The sequence below is a fragment of the Brucella sp. 22210 genome (assembly GCF_052045675.1).
GTDB lineage: Bacteria > Pseudomonadota > Alphaproteobacteria > Rhizobiales > Rhizobiaceae > Brucella.
The window spans coordinates 164,278-190,791 of record NZ_JBQEPD010000002.1; the positions used below are offsets into that span (position 1 = coordinate 164,278).

The following is a 26,514-nucleotide window of genomic DNA, read 5'->3' on the forward strand; positions in this document are numbered from 1 at the left end:
TTTACCTCATGGCCCAATCACGACTTTTCTTTTCGGCGAACAAGGCGGAAGCCGAGCGCGTTTATAATATTCTCGAACAGGCTTTCGAGGATGACGGCTTTCCAATCGCCATCACCGAAATCGATGAAGACCGGCAGATTTTCGAAGTCTCGGTCTATGTCGAAGACGGTGCTGAAGAGGTCGCGACCCGTGTGGACGAGCTGGTTGGCGCCGACAAATTCGAAACCGAGGAACTGCCGGATATCGATTGGGTCACCCATTCGCTCGAGGGCCTGAAACCGGTTCGCGCCGGGCGTTTCTTCGTCCATGGCTCGCATGACCGCGACAAGATCGAGCCGAACGACATTCCGATTGAAATCGATGCAGGTCTGGCCTTCGGCACAGGCCATCACGGCACGACGGCAGGCTGCCTCGAACTGATCGAGGAGGTCGTTGAGAGTGAACATCCGACCAATGCGCTCGATCTTGGAACCGGCAGCGCCGTGCTGGCCATCGCCATCGCAAAGCTCGCGCCGATCCCGGTGCTCGCCACCGACATCGACCCCATTGCGGTCACCGTCGCGGCAGAAAACGCCGCCAAGAATGGCGTTGCCGAGCACGTCATTACGGCGACGGCGGAAGGTTTCGACCATTCGATCTTCCGGTCCTATACGCCTTTCGATCTGATCGTGGCGAATATCCTTGCCAATCCGCTGATTGAACTTGCGCCTTCGTTGAAGCAGCATCTGGCTCCAAGCGGCTCGATTGTTCTGTCCGGCATTCTGGAAAGCCAGCACGATGCGGTGCTCGCTGCCTATCAGGCACAGGGCCTGACGCATCAAAAGACGCTTCATCGCGAAGGCTGGGTGGCGATCCATCTGAAGTGATGTGATTCCGGAACCAGAACCCAGAAACGGTTATCTTTCATCTGTTGTGAGTTAGACCCATGGCTTTTCAGACCTTTGACGTCACCACCAACCCAGCCAATGGCACGCCCCGCGTGGCGAAGCTGCGCGAGAAGATGGCGGCGCTCAGCCTCGATGGTTTTCTGGTGCCCCGCGCCGACGAGCATCAGGGCGAATATGTGCCGCCCCATGCGCAGCGCCTTGCATGGCTGACCGGCTTCACCGGTTCGGCAGGTGCAGCCCTCATCCTGAAGAAGTCTGCCTATGTCTTCATCGACGGACGTTACGAATTGCAGGTTCGCGCGCAGACTGACCCAAAGATCTTTTCCTATGAAAGTCTGGTCAGCACGCCGCCTGCTGCATGGCTGGCCGAGAATGGCAAGGGCCTGACCATCGGCTTCGATCCATGGCTTCACACCATTTCCGAAGCCCATGCGCTTCGCGAAGCACTGGAAAAGCAGGGCGGCAAGCTGGTTCCGGTCGAAACTAATCTGGTCGATGCCGTGTGGGATGATCAGCCAGCGGCACCGACCGCCGCCGTGACCATCCAGCCCGCCCGTTTTGCCGGTCATGAGGCCAAGGACAAGATCAAGGAAATGCAGAAGGCGGTTGCGGCAAGCGGTGCTGCGGCCACCGTGCTGACCGATCCGTCATCCGTCGCATGGGTGTTCAACATTCGCGGCAAGGATGTTTCCAACACGCCCCTGCCCTTGAGCTTCGCTATCATCCCCGCCAAGGGCGAACCGGAAATCTTCATCGACGAAGCCAAGCTCGCTATCGAGCCCCGCGCCTATCTCACCCAGCTTGCCAAGCTGTCGGCCCCCAGCAATCTGGAAGGCCATCTCAGCGCCCGTGCCGCAAAGGGTGAAGCCATTTTGCTCGACCCTGCGCTTGCAGCCGAAAAGCTGCGCCTGATCGTCACCGGCGCAGGCGGCTCCGTGATTGACGGCAAGGACCCTGCCCGCATTCCACGTGCGGTGAAGAACAAGGCTGAGCTTGACGGTTCGCGTGCCGCGCATGAACGCGACGGCGTGGCCATGGTCAATTTCCTGTCCTGGGTTGATGGGCAAAAGCCCGGTACCGTGGATGAAATCGGCGCAGCCCAAAAGCTGGAGGAATCACGCGCCAATGCCGGACGCGATTTCCAGATGCCGCTGGAAGACGTATCCTTCGACACGATTTCGGGTGCGGGTCCGAACGGCGCAGTCATCCATTACCGCGTCAACACCGACACCAACCGCACGCTTCAGGATGGCGAGCTTTATCTGGTCGATTCCGGCGCACAATATCGCGACGGCACCACCGATATTACCCGTACGGTTCCGGTCGGCAAGATTGCGCCTGAAACCATCAAGGCCTTCACGCTCGTTCTGAAAGGCGTGATCGGGATCAGCACGGCGCGCTTCCCGGCAGGTACGCGTGGGCAGGATATCGATGTGCTCGCGCGTATCGCGCTTTGGAAAAACGGCTTCGATTATGCCCATGGCACCGGCCATGGCGTCGGCGCTTATCTCTCGGTGCATGAAGGACCGCAGCGGATTGCCAAGACGGGTTCGCAAGAACTGCTGCCGGGCATGATCCTGTCCAACGAACCGGGCTATTACAAGCCGGGCTCGTTTGGCATCCGCATCGAAAATCTCATCATCGTCACCGAACCGGAAGTGCCGGAAGGTGGCGACATTCCAATGATGGGCTTCGAGACGCTGACCTTCTGCCCGATCGACCGTCGTCTGATCGACAAGTCGCTGCTGACGCAAGAAGAGCTGGACTGGCTCAACAATTACCACGCCAGCGTGCGTGCAAAGCTGTCCGGCCATCTGAAGGATGCCGAACGCAAGTGGCTCGAAACGGCGACTGCACCACTATAAGTTCAAATTGGAAAGAAATGGCGCAGCGCGATCAACAGCGCTGCGCCTGCAAAAAACATCGTTAGCATGCTGACCCGCAAGGACAGGATGACACAAACGACGAGCACGAGCAGCTCCCGCCAACCATGATCCGATGCAGGTGCGGCGACAATCGCCGTCAGCACCGCTGCAGGCACGGCATTCAGCGCCGCCTCCACACGAAAATGCAACCGTTCAAAGCGCGACAGTACCAGATGCCCGCCAATACGGGTCAGATAGGTGAAGAACGCGGCGACAATGATGATCCAGGTTGTGGTGTCCATGGGTGTCACGCCTTCACATTCTGCGGCTTGGCAAGAATGGCTGCGAGCACTACGCCGCCAGCCGCGCCAAGCGTCACATGCCAGGGCGAACCGACGAATTTATAGGCGGCAATGGCCGAGATCGCGCTGACGACAACCACCGGCCACCAATGCTTGCGATGACGAAAACTCATCACCATGCCGAGGAAGTAGATCGGCAGCAGGAAATCGACGCCAATCGCATAAGGATTGGAAATCAGGTCGCCAAACATGGCGCCAACCCAGGTTTCCAGTATCCAGCAGACATAGGTCATCAGCCCCAGCCCCATATACCAGGAGAAGGTGATCTTCTTGCCTGCCTCGCTGCGAATCTCGACCTCCGCATATTGCGGATCAACCAGCACGAAAAAGGCCACTGCCTTCTGCAAGAATGAGAAGTGACGGATGCGCCGCCCCACCGTCGCCGAATAGAGCACATTGCGGAAATTGACCGCAAAGATGGAGAGAACGATCATCCAGGGAGCAATATTCTGCCCAAACATATCAAGGCCAACCATCTGGCTGGCACCGGCATAGAGCGTTGCGCTCATGAACACCGCTTCACCGACCGAAAGGCCGTGATCGAGCGCAACAGCGCCGAACAGCACCCCGAAAGGTGTGCCCGCCAGCACAATTGGCACGCCGCGTTTCGCGCCGTGCAGAAACTCACTGCTCGCAGAGGCCTTAGCCGGCCTGAAACCCTGGTCCACGGAATCCCCTCCTCCAGACGAGGAGTCATTAGGCAATTCCATGACGCGTTGGAATAGGTTCCCGGCAAAAATCATACAAATAGAGACGCTGCGGTCAGTTTATCTGACGCACGCAACATTTAGGCATCACTCATGCAGATTATTGATACGGCGATCAATCCGGTTGATCTGGAGGTAGCGTACCTTCAATCTTTCTGATCCAGTCGACCAGAGGGCGCGAGCGCTCGACAAAATCGACCAGCCGGTCCGCCAGCGCTGCCTGCGTGATGCTCTCCGGATCGATTTCCATCCGCACCGCGAAATGACGATTGCGAATGGCTTCGACCAGATCCTGTTCGGTCACGTTTTCAAAGCCGCGCGGCGTGCGCTTCAGCCGGTCACTATCGCTGATCTGCAAACCATTCTTCTTCAGCTTTGCCACCACGGCGCGATACTCATCCGGCTTCTCCGCAATCGTTTTACGGATGGCCAGCAGGAGCTTCGGTTTCGGTCCCCACCAGGCAACCCCGGCATAGCAATCGCGTACACCCGGAAGCCCGATGCAGACATAAAAACAGCCGCTTTCGTCCCATTTCGTGCCGGAGCGTGAAAGCAGCGCCGACAGGTGCCGGTTATAGGGCGCCTTGTCTTTCGAGAAGCGTGTATCGCGCTTGATACGAAACTGCGACTTCACGCGGTCGCCCTTGAAGCCCAGCCCCGCTTTTTCAAAGCGCGTGCTCAGTTCTTCAATCAGATCGCCAAGCGGCTCTTTCAGGTGCTCTTCAAACAGATCCTTGTTTTCCACAAACCATTCCCGGTTCTGGTGGAAATCGAGCGCCTTCAGAAAAGGAATAGCCTTGTCACCAAAACCCTTGAATGGCGCCATTCGATCATTCCTCCCCGACGAGCGTGAACCATGCGTCTTCATCAATGACTTCGATGCCAAGCTCAGCGGCTTTCGCGAGCTTCGAGCCTGCACCCGGACCAGCCACTACCAGATCGGTTTTCTTGGAGACGGAACCCGCCGTCTTCGCACCATAGCGCTCCGCCATGGCCTTGGCCTCATCGCGGGACATACGTTCCAGACTGCCGGTAAACACCACCGTCTTGCCTTCCACCGGCGAACCGGTGGCGACACGGGCCGCTTCGTCCAGCGGGGTCACTTCCGCCAGAAGTGCGGCCAGCACTTCGCGATTATGCGGCTCGCCGTAGAAATCAACCACCGCCTCCGCGACGATAGAGCCGATGCCTTCAACGGCAAGCATATCCTGCCAGGCTTCATTGCCCTTGTCGGTACGATCCCCGCCCTTTGGTGGCACGGCTTCCAGCGCCGCCTTTTCGAAAGCAGCGTAAGACAGATAAGCCCGCGCAAAACGCTTGGCGTTGACTTCGCCGACATGACGGATACCAAGGCCAAACAGGAAGCGGCTTAGTGCAATTTGGCGCCGGTCATTGATAGCGTCATAGAGCTTCTTGACCGACGTCGCGCCAAAACCCTCAATGTTTTCGAGCTTTTTCAGGGGCGATGCGGCCTGTCGCTTTTGCAGCGTGAAAATATCGGCAGGCGATTTGATTTGCAGACTTTCATCGTCGGCATGGAAGAAGAATTCGACCTGCTTCTCGCCCAGACCTTCAATGTCGAAAGCGTTGCGCGACACAAAATGGCGAATACGCTCGACAGCCTGCGCAGCGCATGTCAGCCCGCCCGTGCAACGATAGACGGCTTCGCCCTCCTCGCGCACTGCATGGCTGCCGCAAACCGGGCATTGATGCGGGAAAGGAAACGGCACCGCATCCGCCGGGCGCTTTTCCAGCACCACATCGACGATCTGCGGAATGACATCGCCAGCGCGCTGCACAATCACTGTATCGCCAATGCGAATGTCGCGCCCTTCGCGGATAGGCTCGCCCTTCTGGCCGATGCCCTTGATATAATCCTCATTATGCAGCGTGGCATTGGTCACCACCACGCCGCCGACGGTGATCGGCTCCAGACGCGCCACGGGCGTCATTGCGCCGGTGCGTCCGACCTGAATATCGATGCCGCGCAGAATAGTGGTTGCTTGTTCCGCCGGGAATTTGTGCGCAATCGCCCAGCGCGGGCTGCGCGAGCGGAAACCGAGCCGTGTCTGAAGATCGAGCCGATCAACCTTATAGACCACGCCGTCAATGTCGTAATCGAGATTGGGACGCTCCAGACCGATGGCCCGGTAATGGGCGATCAGTTCATCGACACTCGAAAGGCGCTTCATCAGCGGATTGACGGGGAAACCCCAGGCGCGGAACGCCTCGACCATGCCAAGCTGGGTGTCGGCAGGCATATCCGACATTTCGCCCCAGGCATAAGCGAAGAAACGAAGCTTGCGGCTTGCCGTCACCTTGGCGTCAAGCTGGCGCAGCGAACCAGCCGCTGTGTTGCGCGGGTTCACATAGGTCTGCTTGCCATCCGCTTCCATCTGGACGTTGAGCGCCAGAAAGTCGCTCTTGGCCATATAGACCTCGCCGCGCACTTCGACCACCGATGGCGCACCAGCCGGAAGCCTGTGCGGAATCTCGCCGATGGTGCGGATATTGGCGGTTACATTTTCGCCTGTCGTGCCATCACCACGCGTTGCGCTGCTAACCAGCACACCATTTTCATAGCGGATCGACATGGACAGACCGTCGATCTTCGGCTCGGCGGTAAAGGCAATGGAATTGTCCGGCAATTGCCCCAGAAAGCGATAGACGCTGCCGACGAAATCGCGCACGTCCTCGTCGGAAAAGGCGTTGTCCAGCGACAGCATGGGCCGCGCATGAACGATAGGTGCAAAAGTCGCCAGCAGGGGTGCTGCGCCCACGCGGCGCGAAGGACTGTCATCGCGCACCAGTTTCGGGAAACGCGCCTCTATGGCCTCGTTGCGCCGCTTGAGGGCATCATAATCCGCATCCGAAATCTCCGGCCTATCATGGGCATGGTAAAGCTCATCGTGATGAGCAATCTCACGCGCCAGTCGCTCCAGTTCGGCAGCAGCTTCAAGGTCGGTCAGTTTTTCAACGAGAATTTCGGACATATGCGGCAAGCATCCTGGCTATCTGAATCGAGCAGAAACATATCCAAGAAATGTCATTTAGCCTACAGCCGCCAGACTTTACGAACAGAGGATACTGTCAGATAGCTGTCAGGAGGCCAGAGCGCTGTTTTCCGCCAGCAAACGTTCTGCTGCCGCGCGCGCCTCATCGGTGATGCTGGCGCCGGCAAGCATACGGGCGATTTCTTCCTGCCGCTCATCCACGCCGATAGACCGGATCGAGGTCGACATGCGATCTTCGTTGGTCGCAGACTTGGCGATGAGGAAATGCGTCGAGGCACGGGCCGCCACCTGCGGCGCATGGGTTACAGACAGCACCTGCACCCGCGACGACAGCCGCGCCAGACGCTGGCCGATGGCATCCGCCACAGCGCCGCCCACACCCGTATCGATTTCGTCGAAAACCAGCGTCGGCGCAGAACCGCGATCCGCCAGCGCCACTTTCAGCGCCAGAAGAAAACGCGACAGCTCGCCACCGGAAGCAACCTTCATCATCGGACCGGCGCGCGTGCCCGGATTCGTGCGGACCCAATATTCCACCGTGTCGATGCCTTCGGCAGCACGCGCTTGCGGGTCCGTGATCATCTCGACGAGGAATTCGGCACGTTCCAGCTTGAGCGCCGGAAGCTCAGCCATAACGGCCGCTTTGAGATGCTCCGCCGTATCCTTGCGTCGGGCGGAAAGCCCCGCCGACGCCGCGTCATAAGCGGCGCGTGTCTCGGTTGCTTGCGCTTCAAGCTGCACCAGCTTTTCAGCACCTGCATCCAGCTCTGCAAGGTCGGCATCCATCTTGTCGCGCAGAGCAGGCAAGCCTTCTACCGCGACCGAATATTTGCGCGCAGCCGCACGCAGCGCGAACAGGCGTTCTTCCACCTGCTCCAGCACACGCGGATCGAAATCGATCTCCCGCATGGCGTGGTCGATGCCATCCTGCGCAATAGCCAGACTGTTCAGTGCTTCATCAATGGCTTTGCAGACTGGCTCAAGCAGATGCGGCGCTTCCGGGATTTTACGTTCCAGACGGCGCACGAGGCTTGCCAGCGTCGGCACCGGAGAACCATTGCCCGACAGAAGTTCGCCCGCTTCATTCACATCACCGGCGATCTTTTCGGATTTCATCATCACCGCACGGCGTTCGGCGAGTTCATCTTCCTCGCCGGGCTGCGGATCGAGCTTGGTCAGTTCTTCAACGGAGGAGCGCAGATAATCGCCCTCGCGCTCAGCCGCTTCCACGCGAGCACGGTGACGCGACAATGCGGTTTCCGCATCGCGCCACGCCTTATGTCGTTCGCGCACCACGACTGTCTCGGCGTCGAGACCACCGAAAGCATCCAGCAATGTGCGGTGAAGGTCGGTATCGATCAGCGCGCGGTCATCGTGCTGCCCGTGAATTTCCACCAGCCTGCGGCCGAGATCGCGCAACAGTGCAACGCTTGCCGCCTGATCGTTGATGAAAACGCGCGTGCGCCCATCGCCCATCTGGAGACGACGCAGGATGACGTCGCCGTCATCATCAAAACCATTTTCGCGAAGGAAAAGCCGGGCCGGATGACCACCCGGCACATCGAATACCGCCGTCACCTGCCCCTGGTCCGCACCATGGCGAACCAGCGAAGCGTCGCCACGCGCACCCAGCGCCAGCGACAGCGAATCAAGCAGAATGGATTTACCGGCGCCGGTCTCGCCCGTCAGCACGGACAAGCCGGTCTTGAACTCGATGTCGAGCCTTTCAATCAGGACAATATCGCGGATCGAGAGGTGCGACAGCATGTCGGGCTCAAACTGTTTATGAACCGCCGCCCGTGATGAGCGACGAAGCCTTGGCCAGCCATGAACCACCGTTTTCGCGTGGCTCAAGACCACCGCTCTGCAGCAGCTTGTAGCTGTCCTTGTACCACTGGCTATCCGGGAAGTTCTTGCCGAGAACCGAAGCGGCCATCTGGGCTTCCGAGGTCAGGCCAAGCGCATAATAGGCTTCGACCAGACGCGCCAGAGCTTCTTCGACCTGACGGGTGTTGGAATATTCCTCGACCACGCCGCGGAAACGCTTGATGGCTGCCAGATATTCCTTGCGTTCCAGATAGTAACGACCGACCTGCATTTCCTTGCCAGCGAGCTGGTCGCGGGCGAAGCGGATCTTGGCTTTCGCGTCGTCGGTATATTCCGAATCCGGGAAGCGATCGACCACTTCCTGCATCGCGGCAATGGCGCGGCGGCTGGCAGCCTGATCGCGCGTCACGTCCGGAATCTGACGGAAATAGGAAAGACCGATGATGTAATAGGCGTAAGCCGATTCGGGCGATGTCGGGTAAAGCGTGTTGTAACGCTTCGCCATGCTGATCGCTTCTTCATAGTTACCCTTGCGGTAGTTGGTGAAGGCAGCCATCACAAGCGCCTTACGTGCCCATTCCGTATAGGGATGCTGACGGTCGATGGCAGCGAATTTCTTGGAGGCTTCGTCGAGACGACCCGCATCCAGATTGGCCAGACCTTCATTGTAGAGCTTGTCGGCAGGATCGATCGTCTCAACATACTTGGTGAGATCGATATCGTCGTTCTTGCTGGCACAACCGGCGAGCGGGATAAGAACGGCGATAGCGCCAGTCAACAGCGCGGTTTTCGTCACACCCGTGAATTTGAAACTCGTCATGCGGTCTCCGGCCTTCTGGCAGCGTCATTCCTGTTTGAAGCAACGTGCGCGCTTGTAGCATCGCAACCGTGCTTCATCCATCCAAATCATTCAACATTGGCAAAGATTAAACAGTGCCAAGGCTGTTTTGGCCGTCCATAAACCACATGCAGGCGCAATCGTCTAGCTCTTCAATCGCCAGATTTTGGCCGAAACACTGTCCGGACGGCTCCGTCGCAACGTGTGAACCGAGAAGATTGGTCCCCTCATCGGCCCGCCGCAAAACGACAACCGACTCGCATCGTGATGGTGAACCGGCGAACACGGCTCAATTAAGGCCGTGCTCCGGGATCATCCAAATTATTGTGGACTAAGTGGCGAAGGCTTAAAGAGCCCAGGGTGCAGCGATATTCGGCTTCACCGCAACGAAATCCGAGCTCTTGGCATTGCGGCGTACGCCGGATGCTTCAACGATATCGAACGCGCTCTTGTCTGCAAGAAGCGCCTTGACCGTTTCTGCATTCAAGCGGTGACCGCTACGATAGGAGCGGAAGCAGCCGATGAACGGCAGACCGGCAAGCGCCAGATCACCCACGGCATCCAGCGTCTTGTGACGCACGAACTCATCCTTGAAGCGCAGACCACCCGGATTGATGACCGAATTGTCGTCGCCGATAACCAGCGAATTGTCGAGCGAAGAACCCAGCGCATGACCGGAGGCCCAAAGACGCTCCACGTCCTTCATGAAGCCAAAGGTGCGTGCAGTGGCAATTTCCTTGCGGAAAACCGCCTCGTCCATGTCGTTCGCAAATTTCTGGCGTCCGATCAGTGGGCATTCAAAATCGATCTCGACTTCAAAACGCGTGCCAGAGAACGGGCGGAATTCCCCCCAGGAACCGCCAGCTTCCACACGAACTGTCTTGAGAATACGGATAAAACGACGCTTGGCCTGCTGCGTGACGATGCCTGCCTCGTCAAGCGCTTCAATGAAGCGCGCCGAGGTGCCATCGAGAATAGGCACTTCCGGGCCATCAACCTCGACGATCAGATTGTCGATGCCGAGTGCAGCCACAGCGGCCATCAGATGCTCGACCGTATCGATCTTCGCTTCTTTCGGCCCAAGCGATGTGCAGAGGTCCGTTGCGCCAATTTCCGAAACATGCGCGCGGATCTCGCGTGCGCTGCCCTTCAGGTCCGAACGCTGGAAGACGATGCCCGTATCCGCATCGGCAGGAATAAATGTGGCCGACGCCGGAGCACCGCCGTGTACGCCTACACCGGAGAGGGTCACCGCACGACCAATTGTCTTCTGATAAGCGCTCAAGGCTGTTCCAATCTATTCATAATCCAGAATATACGCGTAAGGCGTAAACAGGCCGCACTTGCTCGCTGGCGTACCCTGCTCCCGCAATCGCACAATCTAATTCGCAAACGCGATTAATCCGTTAGATATGGCAAAATTAGCGGCAGGGAAGACAAAAAGAATCACAACCCCGTGTGAGCCCCGATACGACCGACCACGCTTAAAATAGTGAGCCGGCTCGTCGTGACAAAATCACGCTTTCTTACGCTCTATTACCATAAACCGCGTTTTATTCCAGTATTTGCCCTCAAAAGCAAAAAGCCCGCCTGTTTCAGGCGGGCTTTTTGGGATTTTACATCAGCGTTCGATCAGTTCGACTGGCGGCGCAGGAAGGCCGGAATTTCGAGCTGGTCGTCTTCAGAAGCTGCACGCGGCTGCGGGCGGCCCTGATCGTCAAGCTGGCCACGGCGCGGGGCGTAGATCGAGCCATCCTGCTGCATCGGGCGGCGTTCAGCCGGACGCATGCCAGGTTCACGATGCTGTGCTGGCTCCAGACGTGCTGCAGGCTGCTCTTCTTCACGGCGCGACAGACCATGGGTCAGACGCTTGAGAAGGCTCATCGGGCCACGTGGCTCTTCCTGGGCAGGCTGTGGCTGCTGCGGAGCGCGACGGGCGGCGATTTCAGCCTGTGCAACCGGCGGGAAGTCCGAAACAGCTGGCATACGTGGAGCCGGGCGTGGTGCCGGTTCTGCATGCATCTGCTGCGGCTGCTGGTAAGCCTGTGGCTGAGTGGCCTGAGCCTGCGGCATCGGTGCGCGAGCGACCGGTGCACGTTCGAAAGCTTCCGGTGCAGGAGCCTGGAAAATGCGGCTCTGCGGACGGAAATCAGGCTCTGCGGAAGCAGCAGGTGCGGCTGGCGCAGCTGCAATCGGCATATCGACTTCGGCAGACTGGATTGCCTGAGCAATCGGGTCAACCTGACGCGGCTGCTCAACGACCGGAGGACGCAGAGCGCCGTGCGGTGCCATAGGCTTGGCCTGCGAGGTCGGCTGCTTTACTGGCTGGCGAAATTCCAGCGGCGCAGGCGCCGCATCTCCGATCTGCTTGTCGATGCCGGTAGCAACCACGGATACGCGAATGACGCCTTCGAGACCTTCGTCGAAGGTTGCGCCGAGGATGATGTTTGCTTCCGGATCGACTTCTTCACGGATACGCGTTGCAGCTTCGTCGACTTCGAACAGGGTCATGTCGCGACCACCAGTGATCGAGATCAGCAGGCCCTTTGCGCCGCGCATCGAGGTTTCGTCGAGCAGCGGGTTGGCAATCGCAGCTTCGGCAGCAGCCATTGCACGGCCTTCGCCGGAAGCTTCGCCGGTGCCCATCATCGCCTTGCCCATTTCGCGCATGACCGAGCGAACGTCAGCAAAGTCGAGGTTGATGAGGCCTTCCTTGACCATCAGGTCGGTGATGCAGGCAACGCCCGAATAGAGCACCTGATCAGCCATCGCGAAAGCGTCGGCGAAGGTGGTCTTGTCGTTGGCGATGCGGAAGAGGTTCTGGTTCGGAATGACGATAAGCGTATCGACGTTCTTCTGCAGTTCTTCGATGCCGAGGTCGGCCGTCTTCATGCGACGCGCGCCTTCGAAATGGAAAGGCTTGGTCACGACGCCGACGGTCAGGATACCGCGTTCACGTGCTGCGCGGGCTACGACCGGAGCTGCACCGGTGCCGGTGCCGCCGCCCATACCTGCGGTGACGAAGCACATATGCGTGCCATTGAGGTGATCGACGATTTCGTCGATACATTCTTCAGCAGCGGCACGACCGACTTCGGGCTGGGAACCTGCGCCCAGACCTTCCGTCACGGCAGCGCCGAGCTGAATGATCCGGTCGGACTTCGACATGGTCAAAGCCTGCGCGTCGGTGTTGGCCACAACGAAATCCACGCCGCGCAGACCGGCATTGATCATGTTGTTGACTGCATTGCCGCCGCCACCGCCGACACCGAATACGGTGATGCGGGGCTTCAGCTCGGTGATGTCCGGCTTTTGCAGATTGATAGTCATTGGTCCTTGTTCCTCTTAAAGCCCGTCACCGCTTTTCGCCGCTGCGGTGCTGATTGGTTGTTACCCAGATGGTCACGTCCCGGAAAATTCGACTGTTCACTCAAAGATCGGTTACTCAGAAACTCTCCCTCAGCCATTGGCTGACACGTTGAATGCGCCCACCCGTACCGGTCATGAGACCGGAGGAAGCTGCTTTTACCGACCGCTCTTCTATCCCGGCCACCTGCGGGTAGATCAGAAGTCCGACGGTCGCGGCAAAAGCTGCCCCCTTAGCCGCCTCAGGCAATCCCGCTATTCCTAGAGGACGCCCGATTCGTACATTTCTTGCAAGGATTCGTCTGGCTGCTTCGGGCATTCCCGGCAATTGGCTTGCGCCGCCGGTCAAAACCACACGCTTGCCGACAATGTGTCCGAGGCCGGACTGGTTCAGCCTGTCGCGAACCAGTTCCAGCGTTTCTTCCACTCTTGCACGGATAATCCGCGTCAAAACCGACCGCGGATACTGATTGGGTACATCACGCTCGTCATCGCCAATCGGCGAGACGGAAATGAGATCGCGGTCATCGGCAGCGCTGGACAGCGCCGAGCCGTACATGACCTTCAGGCGTTCGGCGTCTTCCATACGAGTGGAGAAACCGCGCGCCACGTCCATCGTGACGTGATTGCCGCCGATGGCAACCGCATCGGCGTGAATGAATTTGCCTTCGGAGAAGACGGAAATCGTCGTCGTGCCGCCGCCCATATCAATGCAGGCTGCACCCATTTCGGCTTCATCGCCAACCAGAGCCGACAGACCGCTTGCATAAGGCGTTGCGACGATGGCCTCGACCGACAGATGGCAGCGATTGATGCAAAGCTCGAGATTGCGCAACGGAGCCGCGTCAGCCGTCAGCACGTGCATATCGACGCCAAGACTATCGCCCAGCATACCCTGCGGGTCGCGCACGCCACGCTCGCCATCGAGCGTATAGCCGATAGGCAGCGAGTGAACGAGGTGACGTTCTGCGGCCAGAGCCTGCTTCGCGCCAGCTGCAAGAACACGGCGAATATCGGTCTGCTCGACCTCATGACCGCCGAGATTGACGCTCGCGGTGAAGCTTTCGCTCTTAAGGCGACCAGCCGAAATATTCACGATCAGGCTGTCGACGGTCAGACCGGCCATGCGTTCTGCGGCATCCACTGCGAGACGGATGGACTGTTCGGCGGCATCGAGATCGATGATCACGCCGGACTTCACACCACGCGAACGCTGATGGCCGATGCCGAGCACTTCCATGCGGTGCGTGCGACCTGGCAGAAGCGCGCCGCCTTCATGCGGACGCAGCCTTGCGATGACGCAGGACACCTTGCTTGAGCCAACATCCAGAACCGTGAGCAGGCGCACCTTGCGCCCTGCAGTTCCGCCTTGAGATGATCCCTTACCGCCCAGAATACTCATACGCGCTTCCCCGTGCGGGCCAATTCTTTCTTACGCTCCGCCAGGAACTTCTGGCGCTGTTCCATACCGCTTGCCGTCAGCTGAACGGTGATGCGATCATCCAGGCGGAGATCGACCGCCATGATATCGCGGGTCAGAAGATGCTTTTCCTCATCGAGCTTCTGGATCTGCGCCAGAGCCTTCAGCGGGTCTTCCGCCGGAAGCATGACGCGTACGCCGTTGTCCAGCAGCAGGTCCCAGCGACGGTCCGCGACGCGGATATAGGCGCGAACCTTGCCAGCCAGCGCCGGATAGTTCGCGACCTCGTCGACAAAGCCCTTGACGACCTTCTGGGCGCCGTCACCGACGACGAGCGGCAGCGTGTTGTAGCGACCGGCGCGGAAAGGCACGATGGTGTCGCCTTCGGCATCGATCAGCGACAGTTCCTTGTCGTTCTGCCAGATGGCGAAAGCCTGACGCTCATGCAGCGCAACCTGAACAGTGCCCGGATAAACCTTGCGCACTTCGGCGCTTTCAACCCACGGCAACTGCGCGATGGAGGCGCGCGCTTCTTCAGCGCTCAAGCCCACCAGCGACGTCTCACCATCAAGGTTAAGCTGACCCAGAATATCGATATCGGAGGTCTCGTGATTGCCGACAACCTTGACATCCTCGATAGCGAAACCGAGCGTCGAGGCGGTGGCCTTCACCACCTCCTGAGAATGATTGCCGATGACCATGCCATAAAGGCCGGTAGCGCCGAGGAAGCCCAGCATGCCGATGGTGCCTGCATGGCGCGGAATGCTGACATTGCCCTGAAACAGACGGGCGGCAAAGCGAAACGGCTTGCGCAGAAAGCGTGGCAGGACGAATGCGACATTCATCGCCGATGCGTCTCGCATCGCGCCCGAGCGCCTATATCCATCATTTTTGCCGTTCAACGCAAACAAGACGCGTCCTCCACCATCCAACTCAACAATTCACCGAAAGAGATACCAGCCGCTTTGGCGATATCAGGCACGAGCGATGTGGGGGTCATTCCCGGTTGGGTGTTAACTTCCAACCAGATAACTTCGCCTTCTTCTGAAAAACGATCATCGAAACGGAAGTCCGACCGGCTTACGCCCCGACACCCGATTGCCCGATGCGCCGTAAGGGCCATTGTTTGTATTTTTTGGTAAATATTTGGTAAAATTTTTGCCGGACACACGTGAGTTGATGCGCCTGCGACATATTTTGAATCATAATCGTAGAACTGATGACCGACCGGAACGATCTCGCAGACGTCCATGGCACGATCACCCATCACGGCGCAGGTCAGTTCGCGCCCGGCGATGTAGCTTTCGACCAGAACTTCGTCGCCATATTTCCAGTCGGCAGAGCCGATGATTTGCGGCGGATGGGTCTGGTCTTCCTTGACGATCACGACGCCGAAGCTGGAGCCTTCACGCACCGGCTTGACGACATAAGGCGGCTCCATCGGATGCTCGGAACCGATGTCGAAACGGTTCATCAGGCGCGACGGGGCCACAGCCACACCAGCAGCCGCAGCAACCTTCTTGGCGCGATCCTTATCCATGGCGAGCGCCGAAGCGAGAACGCCGGAATGCGTGTAGGGAATCTGGAGATATTCGAGGATACCCTGAATGGCGCCATCTTCACCGAACGGACCATGCAGCGCATTGAAGGCGACATCAGGCTTCAGCTCGGCGAGAACACTTGCGACATTGCGATCCACATCGATGCGGGTCACACGGTAGCCGCACTCTTCGAGGGTCTTTGAACATGCCGCGCCAGACGACAGGCTGACAGGACGCTCGGAGGAGAACCCACCCATCAAAACGGCGACGTGTTTTCCCGTCATGTTAAGCATCCCCTCTGCGCAATCCCCTGCGCGGTGAATCAAGAACAGAGTCCGAACGGTCCAGCGGCGCAGGCCGCAGACACCCACGGCAGGAAAATCCTGCCGAATCAAATCACTGTGTGGTTAACCATAAAGAATCAGAGGATTGATTCCGTGACAAGACCCTATCAAAAGGGACGAACCTTACGCGTCGCTTGCGAAGACAAAAAAGCCCGGAATTTCAGGCAGAAAATCCGGGCAATTTTTTTATTAAACTTTGCCGAGAAACTCTTCTACGCGCTCGCCGTCGCGGAACAAACCGAGACGCTTGATCTCCCAGTGGAGGCGAATCCCCGAGTTCTCGAAAACTTTTGCGCGAACTGTCTCGCCCAAAGTCTCCAGATCATGCCCGGTCGCGGTGCCGGTATTGATCATAAAATTGCAGTGCATCTCCGACATCTGGGCACCGCCGACGCGCAATCCACGACAGCCAGCCTTGTCGATTTCCTTCCAGGCAGATGTGCCTTCAGGGTTCTTGAAAGTTGAACCGCCGGTCTTTTCGCGCACAGGCTGCACCGTCTCACGATGATGCTGCACCTCGTCCATGGCGCGTTGAATATCCTCGCGGTCACCCGGAACGCCCTCGAACAGCGCCGAGGTGAATATCAGCTCCGGCGATGCCGAAGAATGGCGATAGGCATAGCCCATATCGGCATTGGAAAGCACATGCAGCTCGCCCTTGCGGTCAAGCGCCCGAACTTCCACAACGCGCTCGCGTGTTTCCACGCCATTGGCGCCCGCATTCATGCGCAACGCCCCGCCAATGCCGCCGGGAATGCCATGGTAGAAATGGAAGCCCGCAAGTCCCGCCTCAAGCGCCGCCGCAGCCACGCGCTTGTCTGGCGTCGCTGTGCCTGCCCTGAGCTGCGTTTCGGAGACCCGTTCCACCTCGCCAAAGCCCTTTGCGGAGAGCCTGACAACAAAGCCGGGTACGCCGCCATCGCGGACGAGCAGATTGGAACCGATACCGACCACGAGGATCGGTATTTCTTCCGGCACCGCCTTCAGGAAATTCGACAGGTCTTCCTCATCGGCAGGCTGGAACAGAACCTGTGCAGGACCACCGGCACGAAACCAGGTGATCTTGTCCATGCCCGTATCGGGCGTTAGACGCCCGCGCAGGCCCGACAGCTTGCCGTCGAGCTTCTTGAGAAGCGTCTCGCCACTTTCCATCGGGTGATAGTCCATTACTTCTTACCCTGTTCGGCGAGTTCCTTGGGCAGCGCATAAGCCCATTGCGTAATGTTGCCCGCACCGAGGCAGACCACAAAATCGCCCGGCTGCGCGATGGAGGCTACGAGAGGAGCCAAAGCTTCCGGTCCGCTGGCATAACGCGCATCGCGATGGCCTGCCGTCTTGATGCGGCTGACGAGCGTTTCGGAGTTCACGCCTTCGATAGGGTCTTCACCAGCCGTATAGACCGGCGTAACGATGACGGTGTCAGCATCGTTGAAGCATGCAGCAAATTCGTCGAACAGGCTGTGCAGTCGCGTATAGCGATGCGGCTGCACAATGGCGATCACGCGACCGCCTGCCTGGCTTGTGGCTTCGCGTGCGGCTTTCAGCACGGCGCGGATTTCCACCGGATGGTGACCGTAATCGTCAAAGATTTCGACGCCGTTCCAAGAGCCCGTATGGGTGAAGCGGCGCTTCACGCCACCGAATGAACCGAGGCCGCGACGGATATCGTCGGCGGATATGCCCAGTTCATGCGCGACAGCGATGGCAGCCGTAGCGTTGGAAACGTTGTGCTGGCCGGGCATCGGCAGACGCAGATCCTTGATTTCGACCGTCTCGCCCTTGCGCGAACGGATGACGACGTCGAACAGGTTCGCCGCGCCTTCCATGCGCTGATTGACAAAGCGCACTTCCGCCTGCGGGTTCTGACCATAGGTGATGATGCGGCGGTCTTCGATACGGCTGACAAGCGCCTGCACTTCCGGATGATCGAGGCACATGACGCCAAAGCCATAGAACGGCACATTCTCCACGAACTGCGCGAAAGCAGCGCGCACATTGTCGAAATTGCCGTAATGGTCGAGATGTTCCGGATCGATATTGGTTACAACCGCAATATCGGCGGGCAGCTTGAGGAAGGTGCCGTCGCTTTCGTCGGCTTCAACCACCATCCAGTCGCCGTCACCCATGCGGGCATTGGTGCCATAGGCGTTGATGATGCCGCCATTGATAACGGTCGGATCGAGATGCCCTGCATCAAGCAACGCCGCCACCATCGACGTGGTGGTCGTCTTGCCATGCGTACCGCCAATGGCGACCGCACGACGGAAGCGCATCAGCTCGGCCAGCATTTCGGCGCGGCGCACGATGGGCAGCAGCTTTTCGCGTGCAGCGGCCAGCTCGGGATTGGTCTTCTTGATAGCCGTAGAAACAACGATGACTTCCGCGTCGCCAAGGTTTTCCGCCTTGTGGCCGACAAAGACCTCGATGCCCTTCTCGCGCAGACGCTGCACATTGGCGCTGTCCGACTGATCCGAGCCCTGGACCTTGTATCCGAGATTATGCAGCACCTCGGCGATGCCACTCATGCCGATGCCGCCAATTCCAATGAAATGGACGAGCCCGATGTTCAGCGGCATTTTCATGACCGAGTTCCTTTTTTAAATTCCTGGACAGATTTTCCTGCTGCAATAGCCTCTGCCAGATCGGCAAGCAACCGCGCAGCATCTGGCTTACCGACGCTTTTTGCGGCTTTTGCCTGATTTTCGAGCCTTTCCGGCTCATTCATCGCCGATTGCAGGATTTGCGCAAGGCGTTCGGGGGAAAGATCCGCCTGTCGCACAACCTCGCCGCCGCCAGCGCTGGCGAGTGCAGCAGCATTGGCCGCCTGATCGTGATCGAGCGCATGGGGAAACGGCACCAGAATGGCCGGACGACCGATCAGGGTGATTTCCGAAACGGTCGATGCGCCCGAGCGCGAGATTACGAAATGCGCATCCGCCATCCGTGCGGGCATATCGTTGAAGAAGGGAGCCACATCGGCTGGAATGCCAAGCGCCTTGTAAGCCTCGCGCACCGAAGCTTCGTCTTCCTTGCGCGCCTGCTGGGTGATCAGGAGCCGCGCCCGTTCCTTTTCCGGCAGAAGAGCGACCGCAGCCGGTATCGCATTCGAAAAGAACTGCGCACCCTGACTACCGCCGAAAACCAAAAGACGGAAACGCTCATCGGGCTTTGCGGGCTTGTAAGGCGTGGCAGCTGCCGCGAGTACGGGCGGGCGCACCGGATTGCCGGTCGTCACGGTCTTCTCGGAAAAAGCACCACCTGTTTCAGGCAGAAAGCCGCCTGCAATAGCCTTGACGCGTCCCGCAAGCCCTTTGTTGGCGCGGCCCATGACGGCGTTTTGTTCATGCACCAGCGTTGGAATATGCATGTTGCTCGCGGCATAAAGCGGCGGCAAGGTCGGATAGCCTCCGAAACCGGCAACGAGCTGCGGTTTCAGGCGGCGGAACAGTTTACGTGAATCGAGGTTGCCCTGCCACAGCGACCAGAATGTCTTGAGAAGCGCAAAGGGATTGCGGCCCGCAATGGTCGCGGAACGGATCACATGCACATGGTCTTCCGAGAAGGCGCCCGCAAAACGCTGCGCACGCGCGTCTGTCGCCAGATGCACGTCCCAGCCACGTGATTTCAGCTCATGCGCCAGCGCTTCCGCCGGAAAAAGATGGCCGCCCGTTCCCCCGGCGGCCAATACGATAACACCTTTACCCATCAGCCCCTCACAGCGCAGGAATGCGCTCGCCTCGACTTGAACCCATGTGCCCGACCGTATGCGTCATGCGCGCTTCCGGACGGCGACGGGTGAGCGCCAGCAGGATGCCCATGGTGATGGCAATCGCCACCAGAGACGAGCCACCATAAGAAATGAACGGCAGCGTCATGCCCTTAGCAGGCATCAGGTGCAGGTTCACCGCCATGTTGATGATCGACTGGAAGCCGAACAGGATCACGATGCCCGACACGGCAAGACGCGTAAACGCATCGCGTTCCTTGAGCGCGATGGAAAGCCCGCGCACCACGATGAAGGCAAACAGGAACATGATGATCATGCACAGGATGATGCCATATTCTTCCGCAGCCACGGAGAAGATGAAGTCGGTGTGGCTATCGGGAATGATGCGCTTGACCGTGCCTTCGCCGGGGCCCTGCCCGAACCAGCCGCCACGCAGAATGGCTTCACGCCCGGCATCGACCTGGAACGTATCACCCTCGCCCGTCATGAAGCGGTTGATACGACCGGCCACGTGGTCGAACACGAAATAGGCACTGAAGCCGCCGCAAATGGCTAGACCGCCAAGAACCAGAATCCAGAACATTGGCAGGCCAGCGAGGAAGAACATCGCGCCCCATGTGCCGGTGGTCAGCATGGTCTGGCCAAGATCGGGCTGCAATACCAGCAGACCAGCAACCGCACAAAACAGCATCATGGCAAGGAAATAGCCCGGCATGTCGCCGCCGCGTTCGCGCTCGGAGAAAAGCCATGCGCACACCACCACGAAGGCAGGCTTCATGAACTCGGACGGCTGAATGGAAATACCGGCCAGATTGACCCAGCGGCGCGCACCCTTGACTTCGATACCGAAGAAAAGAGCCGCAACCATCAGCACCATGGAAACGGCAAGCAGGATCAGCGCGAAACGCCGGATCTGCCGCGGTGAAAAGAACGACACGCCCACCATGACGATGACCGCCGGGATCATGAAAACGATCTGACGTTCGACGAAATGGAAACTATCGAGGCCAATGCGCGACGCCACAGCCGGGCTTGCCGCAAAGGACAGCAGAATGCCAAGCCCCATCAAGGCCAGACAGGCTACGAGAAAGAAGCGGTCTATTGTCCACCACCAGTTGGCGACAGGACCGCGATCGACACGGCTTACCATCAGCTTTCTCCTCCTATTGGCATAATACCGGGAAGTGCCAATACGGCGCTGCGGAAGGCATCGCCGCGTTTTTCAAAATTCTGAAATTGATCGAAGCTGGCGCAGGCTGGCGAGAGCAGCACCACCGGTTCCGGGGCTGCATCATTGCCCGCATCGCGCGCGGCATGGTCTACGGCCACGGCCAGCGTATCCGAAATCTCGAACGGCACGCTGTCGCCGAGCGTCGCGGCGAACTGCGCCGCCGCCTCGCCAATCAGATAGGCTTTTGCAATGCGCGGGAAGAACCCGCCGAGAGACTCGATACCGCCCGCTTTCGGCACACCGCCAGCGATCCAGTAGATGTTATTCGGAAAGGACGAGAGCGCCGGAGCGGTCGCATCGGCATTGGTCGCCTTGGAGTCGTTGACGAACAGCACTTTGCCGCGCCGCGCCACCTGCTCCATGCGGTGCGCCAGACCCGGAAAGCTTTTCAGTCCAGCACGAATTTCATCGAGCGACAGGCCAACCGCAAGGCAGGCCGCCACAGCTGCAAGCGCATTCTGCGCATTATGCGCGCCGCGCAGCGAACCGATCCCGGCCAGCGAGGCCAGTTCCTCAACCTTGCCAGCTTTAGCACGCATCAGGGTCGAGGCATCGGCAAAATAGTCGTTATCGAGGTGCTTTTCCTTCGAAATCCGCGCGACATTGACGCCGTTCGCCGCAAGATTTTCGGCAATCGCCGTGCAGTAAAGATCGTCAACGCCAATAATCGCCGTGCCGCTGGCCGCAACCAGCCGCGCCTTGATGGCCGCATAGTTTTCCATCGTGCCGTGACGGTCGAGGTGATCCGGCGTCAAGTTCAGCAGAATTCCGGCGGTCGGGTTCAGCGAAGGCGCCAGATCGATCTGGTAGGACGAGCATTCAACCACATAGAAGCGGTTTGCCGCTGGCGGCTCCAGCGTCAGGATTGCCGTACCGATATTGCCGCCGAGCTGCATGTCGCGACCGGACGCCTTGATGATATGGGCGATCAGCGCCGTGGTGGTCGATTTGCCGTTGGTGCCGGTAATGGCGATGAACGGGCAATCAGGTGCGATATGATTGCGCTCGCGCACGAACAGCTCCACATCGCCAATGATCTCGACGCCTGCAGCACGGGCAAGATCGACCGTCCAATGAGGCTTCGGATGGGTCAGCGGAACACCGGGCGAAAGCACGAAAGCAGCGAACTGTGACCAGTCCGCCTGCCTCAGATCGCCCGTTGCAATGCCTGCGCCTTGTGCGCGGGCCACACTGTCGGGATTATCGTCCCAGGCAATGATCTTCGCCCCCCCGGCCACGATGGCCTTGGCCGTGGCAATGCCCGACCCGCCCAATCCGAAGAGGGCGACGGTCTTGTCTTTAAGGGCGGTGATCGGGATCATTCTTCTTGCCTGTCGATACTGGTCTTGTGGTTATCTGAGCTTGAGGGTGGAAAGGCCGATCATCGCGAGAATGATGGCGATGATCCAGAAACGGATCACGACCTGGCTCTCGGTCCAGCCCTTCTTTTCAAAATGGTGGTGGATTGGCGCCATCAGGAAGACGCGCTTGCCGGTCAGCTTGAACGAGCCAACCTGAATGATCACCGAAAGCGCTTCCATCACGAACAGACCGCCGATGATGGCGAGCACGATTTCATGCTTGGTCGCAACGGCCACGGTGCCGAGCATGCCGCCCAGCGCCAGCGAACCCGTGTCGCCCATGAAGATAGCGGCAGGCGGCGCATTGAACCAAAGGAAGCCAAGGCCCGCGCCAATCACCGCGCCCAGCACCACGGCGAGTTCACCCGTGCCCGGTACGAAATGGATTTGCAGATAATCCGCGAAGATCGCATTACCGGAAAGATAGGCGATGAAGCCGAAGGAAGCAGCGGCAACCATGACCGGCACGATCGCCAGACCGTCGAGACCGTCCGTCAGGTTCACGGCATTGCCCGCGCCGACCATCACGAAGGCGGCGAACGGAATGAAGAACCAGCTCAGATTGATGACGAACTGCTTGGCGAATGGAAAGGTCAGCGAGGAGGAGAAAGGCTCCTGCCCTGCGCGCATGATAACGAAGGCGGCAATCGCTGCGATCAGGAACTCGATGCCCAGACGCGCCTTGCCGGAAAAGCCCTTGTCGGACTGCTTCGTCACTTTCAGATAATCGTCATAGAAGCCGATGGCGCCGAAACCCACTGTGACCAGCAGCACAACCCAGACATAGACGCTGGCGAGATTGGCCCACAGCATGCACGAAATGAGAATGCCGGTCATGATCATCAGACCGCCCATGGTGGGCGTACCGGCTTTCTTGAAATGGGTCTGCGGGCCGTCCGCGCGGATCGGCTGCCCCTTCCCCTGACGGACACGCAACGAGTTGATGATCGCCGGACCGAACAGGAACACGATCAGCGCCGACGTAATCATTGCGCCGCCGGTGCGGAAGGTGATGTAGCGGAACACGTTGAGCGGTGTCATGTGTTCTGCGAAGAAGGTGAGAAGCATCAGCATGTGGAGAAAATTCCCTCGACCATCGCCTATTCCGCCGGCTCGACCGGCGGAAACTGGTTAGTGAAAGCCTTGACGATTTTGGAGAAGCCGATTCCCTTGGACGATTTCACCATAATGACATCGCCAGGACGGACCGCCTTTATCACCAGCGGCAGTAATTCTTCGGTGCTCTGCCTGTATTCGGTGTGAATTTCAACCGGCAAGGCGTTTTTAAGCACTGACATTTCAGGGCCGCCGATAAAAAGTGAACTCACTTCGGCATCCACGATGGGCCGTGCGAGGTCGGCATGCAGCTTTCCGGACTGGCGACCAAGTTCAAGCATGTCGCCGAGAACGGCGATACGTCGTCCTTTCGGACCCTCCGGCTTGGACGACTGGAGCAGTGCCAGCGCCGCACGCATGGATGTCGGATTGGCATTGTAGCTTTCGTCGATCAGCGTAAACGCGCCGCCATCGGGATGTTGCAGCACATGCTGCGCACCGCGCCCGCCTTCTGCCGAAAGGGTCGCCATGGCCATGGTCACCTTGGCGAGATCAGCACCGACGAGGTCGCAAGCGCCAAGAACCGCCAGCATGTTCTGTACAATGTGACGGCCCGGTATGCTGACCTTCACGACAGCTTCGTGATTGCCAATCTTCACCGTCATGCAGGAGCATGTCGGGTGCAGTTTGACTTCGCGCAGGCGATACTCGGCGCGGACATTCTCGCCAAAGGTCGAAATATGTTCGACGCCAGCTTTCTCCGCCAGTTCTTCCAGCTGCTTGAAACGCTTGTCGTCACGGTTCAACAGGGCATAACCGCCGGGAACAATACCTTCGAAAATCTCGGCCTTGGCGACCGCGATTTCCTCCAGATTGGCGAAATGACCAAGATGGGCAGGTGCAATCAGCGTGATCAGAGCCACATGCGGGCGCACCATCTTCACCAGCGGACGAATTTCGTCATGATGGTTCATGCCGATTTCGAACACGCCGTAATCGGTATCGGCTGGCATGCGCGCGAGCGTCAGCGGCACGCCCCAATGATTGTTGAAGGATGCGACCGAGGCATGAACCTTGCCGACGCCGGACAGAACATGACGCAGCGCTTCCTTGGTCGTCGTCTTGCCGACAGAACCCGTCACCGCGATGATCTGCGCCTTTGAACGCGCACGCGATGCGATGCCCAGCTTGATCAGTGCTTCAAGCACATCTTCCACGACGATCATCGGCACTTTGAGATTGCCGAATGCAGGCAGACGATGCTCGGCCACCACCAGAAGCCCCGCACCTGCCGCCATTGCAGCCGTAGCAAAGTCGTGGCCGTCGAAAAGGTCGCCCTTGATCGCGAAAAACGCCTCGCCGTGTTTCAGCGTGCGGCTGTCGATGGAAATGCCGGTGATGCCTTTAGGGAGCTTGCCGAAAGGCCTGCCTCCCATGGCGTCAACCATATCAGCCGATGACCACAGCCAGTCTTTCATCCCTGACGCTCCTCAAGACGGGCGGCCAGCGCGGCTGCGACTTCCGCATGATCGGAGAATGGCAGGGTGATGCTGCCGACAATCTGGCCTTCCTCATGTCCCTTGCCCGCAACCACCAGCGTGTCGCCCGGCATCATCATGGACACCGCCGTGAAGATCGCTTCGCGACGATCGCCGATTTCAGTCGCGCCAGTCGCCGCAGCCATGATTTCCGAGCGAATCTGCGCCGGAACCTCCGAACGTGGATTGTCGTCAGTGACGATCACCACATCGGCAAGGCGCGAGGCGATTTCACCCATGATCGGGCGCTTGCCCTTGTCACGATCACCGCCACAGCCAAACACGACGATCACGCGACCCGTGGTAAATGGGCGAACCGAAGTCAGAACATTTTCAAGCGCTTCCGGCTTGTGCGCATAATCCACATAGGCCGGTGCGCCATCTTCCGTTGCCCCTACCAGATCGAGACGACCCGGCGCGCCCTTCAGGCGTTCCAGTGCGCGCATGGCAGCGGCAGCAGGCACGCCCGTAACCATGGCGAGACCAGCAGCGACCAGTGCGTTCGCTACCTGGAAATCACCGGCCAGCGGCAGCTCGATTTCAAAGATTTCGTCGCCAATGCGCACTTCGACATGCTGGCGGAAACGCTCATGCTCAACGCGCTTCAGATTGATGAAATTGCCCTTGCGGCCAACGGTCTTCACGTCACAACCGGCAGCCGTCGCGGCATCGATAGCCTGCTGCGAGAAATGATCGTCGGAGAAGATGATCGCAGGCGCGCCCTTCGGCAGCAGCGTATCGAACAGGCGCATCTTCGCGCCAAGATATTCTTCGATGGTCGCATGATAATCCATGTGATCGCGACCGAGATTGGTGAAGGCGCCAGCAGACAGTTTCACACCATCAAGACGACGCTGATCAAGCCCGTGCGACGAGGCTTCCATCGCGGCGTGCGTCACGCCCTCGTCGGCCAGTTCAGCCAGAACGCGCTGTAGCTCCACCGGATCGGGTGTCGTCAGCGAATTGTAGTCACTGCGAGTCGGCGAAAACACGCCCGTCGTGCCGATATTGGCAGCGGGAAAACCTGCATAAGCCCAGATCTGACGCGTGAAGGAAGCAACGGAAGTTTTGCCACTGGTGCCCGTGACGGCAACCATGATCTCCGGCTGCTTGCCATAGAACTGTGCCGCAGCTGTTGCCAGCGCGTGACGCGGATCGTCCACATGCAGAACCGGAACGCTCGCATTGTCGATGGTTGCATCCTTGGCCGCGATCACGGCGGCCGCACCGCGCTTGATTGCATCCGCAGCAAATGCCGCGCCATCCGCCTTCACGCCTTTCAGCGCAGCGAAGAGGAAACCGCGTTCGACCTTGCGGGAATCCGAGGTCACGCCCGTGATTTCCACCTCACCGTCGGTGCCGGAGGCCAGTTCCGTAAAAAGAGCGATTTCCTTCAGTTTCATGGCAATCAAATCCAAATTTCGTTGCGT

Annotated in this window: 21 protein-coding genes; 2 read left to right on the forward strand and 19 right to left on the reverse strand. The window is 58.9% G+C overall.

All coding sequences use genetic code 11. The features are described 5' to 3' along the window. Positions 1-8 precede the first annotated feature (8 nt). Positions 9-866, forward strand: a complete 858-nt coding sequence (locus ACTJKP_RS03705; protein WP_440629736.1) for a 50S ribosomal protein L11 methyltransferase — start codon at positions 9-11, stop codon at positions 864-866. A 59-nt stretch (positions 867-925) separates the two neighbouring features. Further along, positions 926-2,752: an aminopeptidase P family protein gene (locus ACTJKP_RS03710; protein WP_440629737.1), complete on the forward strand. Its 1,827-nt coding sequence runs from the start codon at positions 926-928 to the stop codon at positions 2,750-2,752. A 2-nt stretch (positions 2,753-2,754) separates the two neighbouring features. Here ACTJKP_RS03710 and ACTJKP_RS03715 read toward each other — a convergent pair whose 3' ends face one another. The 19 genes from ACTJKP_RS03715 to ACTJKP_RS03805 form a co-directional block, all read right to left on the reverse strand. Continuing rightward, entirely contained in the window at positions 2,755-3,054 is a 300-nt protein-coding gene (locus ACTJKP_RS03715; RefSeq protein ID WP_078339400.1) for an AzlD family protein, read from the reverse strand. A 5-nt stretch (positions 3,055-3,059) separates the two neighbouring features. Then, positions 3,060-3,782: an AzlC family ABC transporter permease gene (locus tag ACTJKP_RS03720; protein ID WP_078339401.1), complete on the reverse strand. Its 723-nt coding sequence runs from the start codon at positions 3,780-3,782 to the stop codon at positions 3,060-3,062. Between the two features lie 154 nt (positions 3,783-3,936). Then, the gene (locus ACTJKP_RS03725; RefSeq protein ID WP_440629738.1) at positions 3,937-4,647 is read right to left on the reverse strand and encodes a DUF2461 domain-containing protein; all 711 of its coding nucleotides are present in this window, start codon (positions 4,645-4,647) and stop codon (positions 3,937-3,939) included. Between the two features lie 4 nt (positions 4,648-4,651). Beyond that, positions 4,652-6,814 carry an NAD-dependent DNA ligase LigA gene (gene ligA / locus ACTJKP_RS03730; RefSeq protein WP_440629739.1) on the reverse strand — a complete coding sequence of 721 codons (2,163 nt, stop codon included), beginning with the start codon at positions 6,812-6,814 and terminating at the stop codon, positions 4,652-4,654. A gap of 108 nt (positions 6,815-6,922) precedes the next feature. Next, positions 6,923-8,602 carry a DNA repair protein RecN gene (gene recN, locus ACTJKP_RS03735; RefSeq protein ID WP_440629740.1) on the reverse strand — a complete coding sequence of 560 codons (1,680 nt, stop codon included), beginning with the start codon at positions 8,600-8,602 and terminating at the stop codon, positions 6,923-6,925. 16 nt (positions 8,603-8,618) lie between these two features. Beyond that, positions 8,619-9,482, reverse strand: coding sequence for an outer membrane protein assembly factor BamD (locus ACTJKP_RS03740; protein WP_078339405.1), 864 nt, complete (start codon positions 9,480-9,482; stop codon positions 8,619-8,621). A gap of 364 nt (positions 9,483-9,846) precedes the next feature. Then, a complete protein-coding gene (gene lpxC, locus ACTJKP_RS03745) occupies positions 9,847-10,785 on the reverse strand; it encodes a UDP-3-O-acyl-N-acetylglucosamine deacetylase (RefSeq protein ID WP_440629741.1) in 939 nt (312 codons plus the stop codon). Between the two features lie 347 nt (positions 10,786-11,132). After that, a complete protein-coding gene (gene ftsZ / locus ACTJKP_RS03750) occupies positions 11,133-12,830 on the reverse strand; it encodes a cell division protein FtsZ (RefSeq protein ID WP_440629742.1) in 1,698 nt (565 codons plus the stop codon). Between the two features lie 115 nt (positions 12,831-12,945). After that, a complete protein-coding gene (gene ftsA, locus ACTJKP_RS03755; RefSeq protein ID WP_078339408.1) occupies positions 12,946-14,268 on the reverse strand; it encodes a cell division protein FtsA in 1,323 nt (440 codons plus the stop codon). Next, the gene (locus tag ACTJKP_RS03760; RefSeq protein ID WP_078339409.1) at positions 14,265-15,197 is read right to left on the reverse strand and encodes a cell division protein FtsQ/DivIB; all 933 of its coding nucleotides are present in this window, start codon (positions 15,195-15,197) and stop codon (positions 14,265-14,267) included. Before ACTJKP_RS03760 ends, ftsA begins: the two co-directional genes overlap by 4 nt. Beyond that, complete coding sequence (locus ACTJKP_RS03765) at positions 15,185-16,111, reverse strand: D-alanine--D-alanine ligase (RefSeq protein WP_078339427.1); 927 nt, start codon at positions 16,109-16,111, stop codon at positions 15,185-15,187. The genes ACTJKP_RS03760 and ACTJKP_RS03765 overlap by 13 nt, the downstream gene beginning before the upstream one ends. Positions 16,112-16,360: 249 nt before the next feature. Further along, a complete protein-coding gene (gene murB / locus ACTJKP_RS03770) occupies positions 16,361-17,323 on the reverse strand; it encodes a UDP-N-acetylmuramate dehydrogenase (RefSeq protein WP_440629876.1) in 963 nt (320 codons plus the stop codon). Between the two features lie 14 nt (positions 17,324-17,337). Further along, positions 17,338-18,753, reverse strand: a complete 1,416-nt coding sequence (gene murC / locus ACTJKP_RS03775) for a UDP-N-acetylmuramate--L-alanine ligase (RefSeq protein WP_078339410.1) — start codon at positions 18,751-18,753, stop codon at positions 17,338-17,340. Next, positions 18,750-19,877 carry an undecaprenyldiphospho-muramoylpentapeptide beta-N-acetylglucosaminyltransferase gene (gene murG / locus ACTJKP_RS03780; RefSeq protein WP_440629743.1) on the reverse strand — a complete coding sequence of 376 codons (1,128 nt, stop codon included), beginning with the start codon at positions 19,875-19,877 and terminating at the stop codon, positions 18,750-18,752. Before murG ends, murC begins: the two co-directional genes overlap by 4 nt. Positions 19,878-19,884: 7 nt before the next feature. Further along, the gene (ftsW, locus tag ACTJKP_RS03785) at positions 19,885-21,048 is read right to left on the reverse strand and encodes a putative lipid II flippase FtsW (RefSeq protein ID WP_078339412.1); all 1,164 of its coding nucleotides are present in this window, start codon (positions 21,046-21,048) and stop codon (positions 19,885-19,887) included. Beyond that, positions 21,048-22,451 (reverse strand): UDP-N-acetylmuramoyl-L-alanine--D-glutamate ligase, encoded by a 1,404-nt coding sequence (murD, locus tag ACTJKP_RS03790; RefSeq protein WP_440629744.1) that lies wholly within the window; start codon positions 22,449-22,451, stop codon positions 21,048-21,050. Before murD ends, ftsW begins: the two co-directional genes overlap by 1 nt. Before the next feature lie 30 nt (positions 22,452-22,481). Next, entirely contained in the window at positions 22,482-23,564 is a 1,083-nt protein-coding gene (gene mraY / locus ACTJKP_RS03795; protein ID WP_440629745.1) for a phospho-N-acetylmuramoyl-pentapeptide-transferase, read from the reverse strand. Positions 23,565-23,590: 26 nt separating this feature from the next. Further along, positions 23,591-25,024, reverse strand: a complete 1,434-nt coding sequence (locus ACTJKP_RS03800; RefSeq protein ID WP_440629746.1) for a UDP-N-acetylmuramoylalanyl-D-glutamyl-2,6-diaminopimelate--D-alanyl-D-alanine ligase — start codon at positions 25,022-25,024, stop codon at positions 23,591-23,593. After that, positions 25,021-26,493, reverse strand: coding sequence for a UDP-N-acetylmuramoyl-L-alanyl-D-glutamate--2,6-diaminopimelate ligase (locus tag ACTJKP_RS03805; RefSeq protein WP_440629877.1), 1,473 nt, complete (start codon positions 26,491-26,493; stop codon positions 25,021-25,023). Before ACTJKP_RS03805 ends, ACTJKP_RS03800 begins: the two co-directional genes overlap by 4 nt. Between the last annotated feature and the right edge of the window lie 21 nt (positions 26,494-26,514).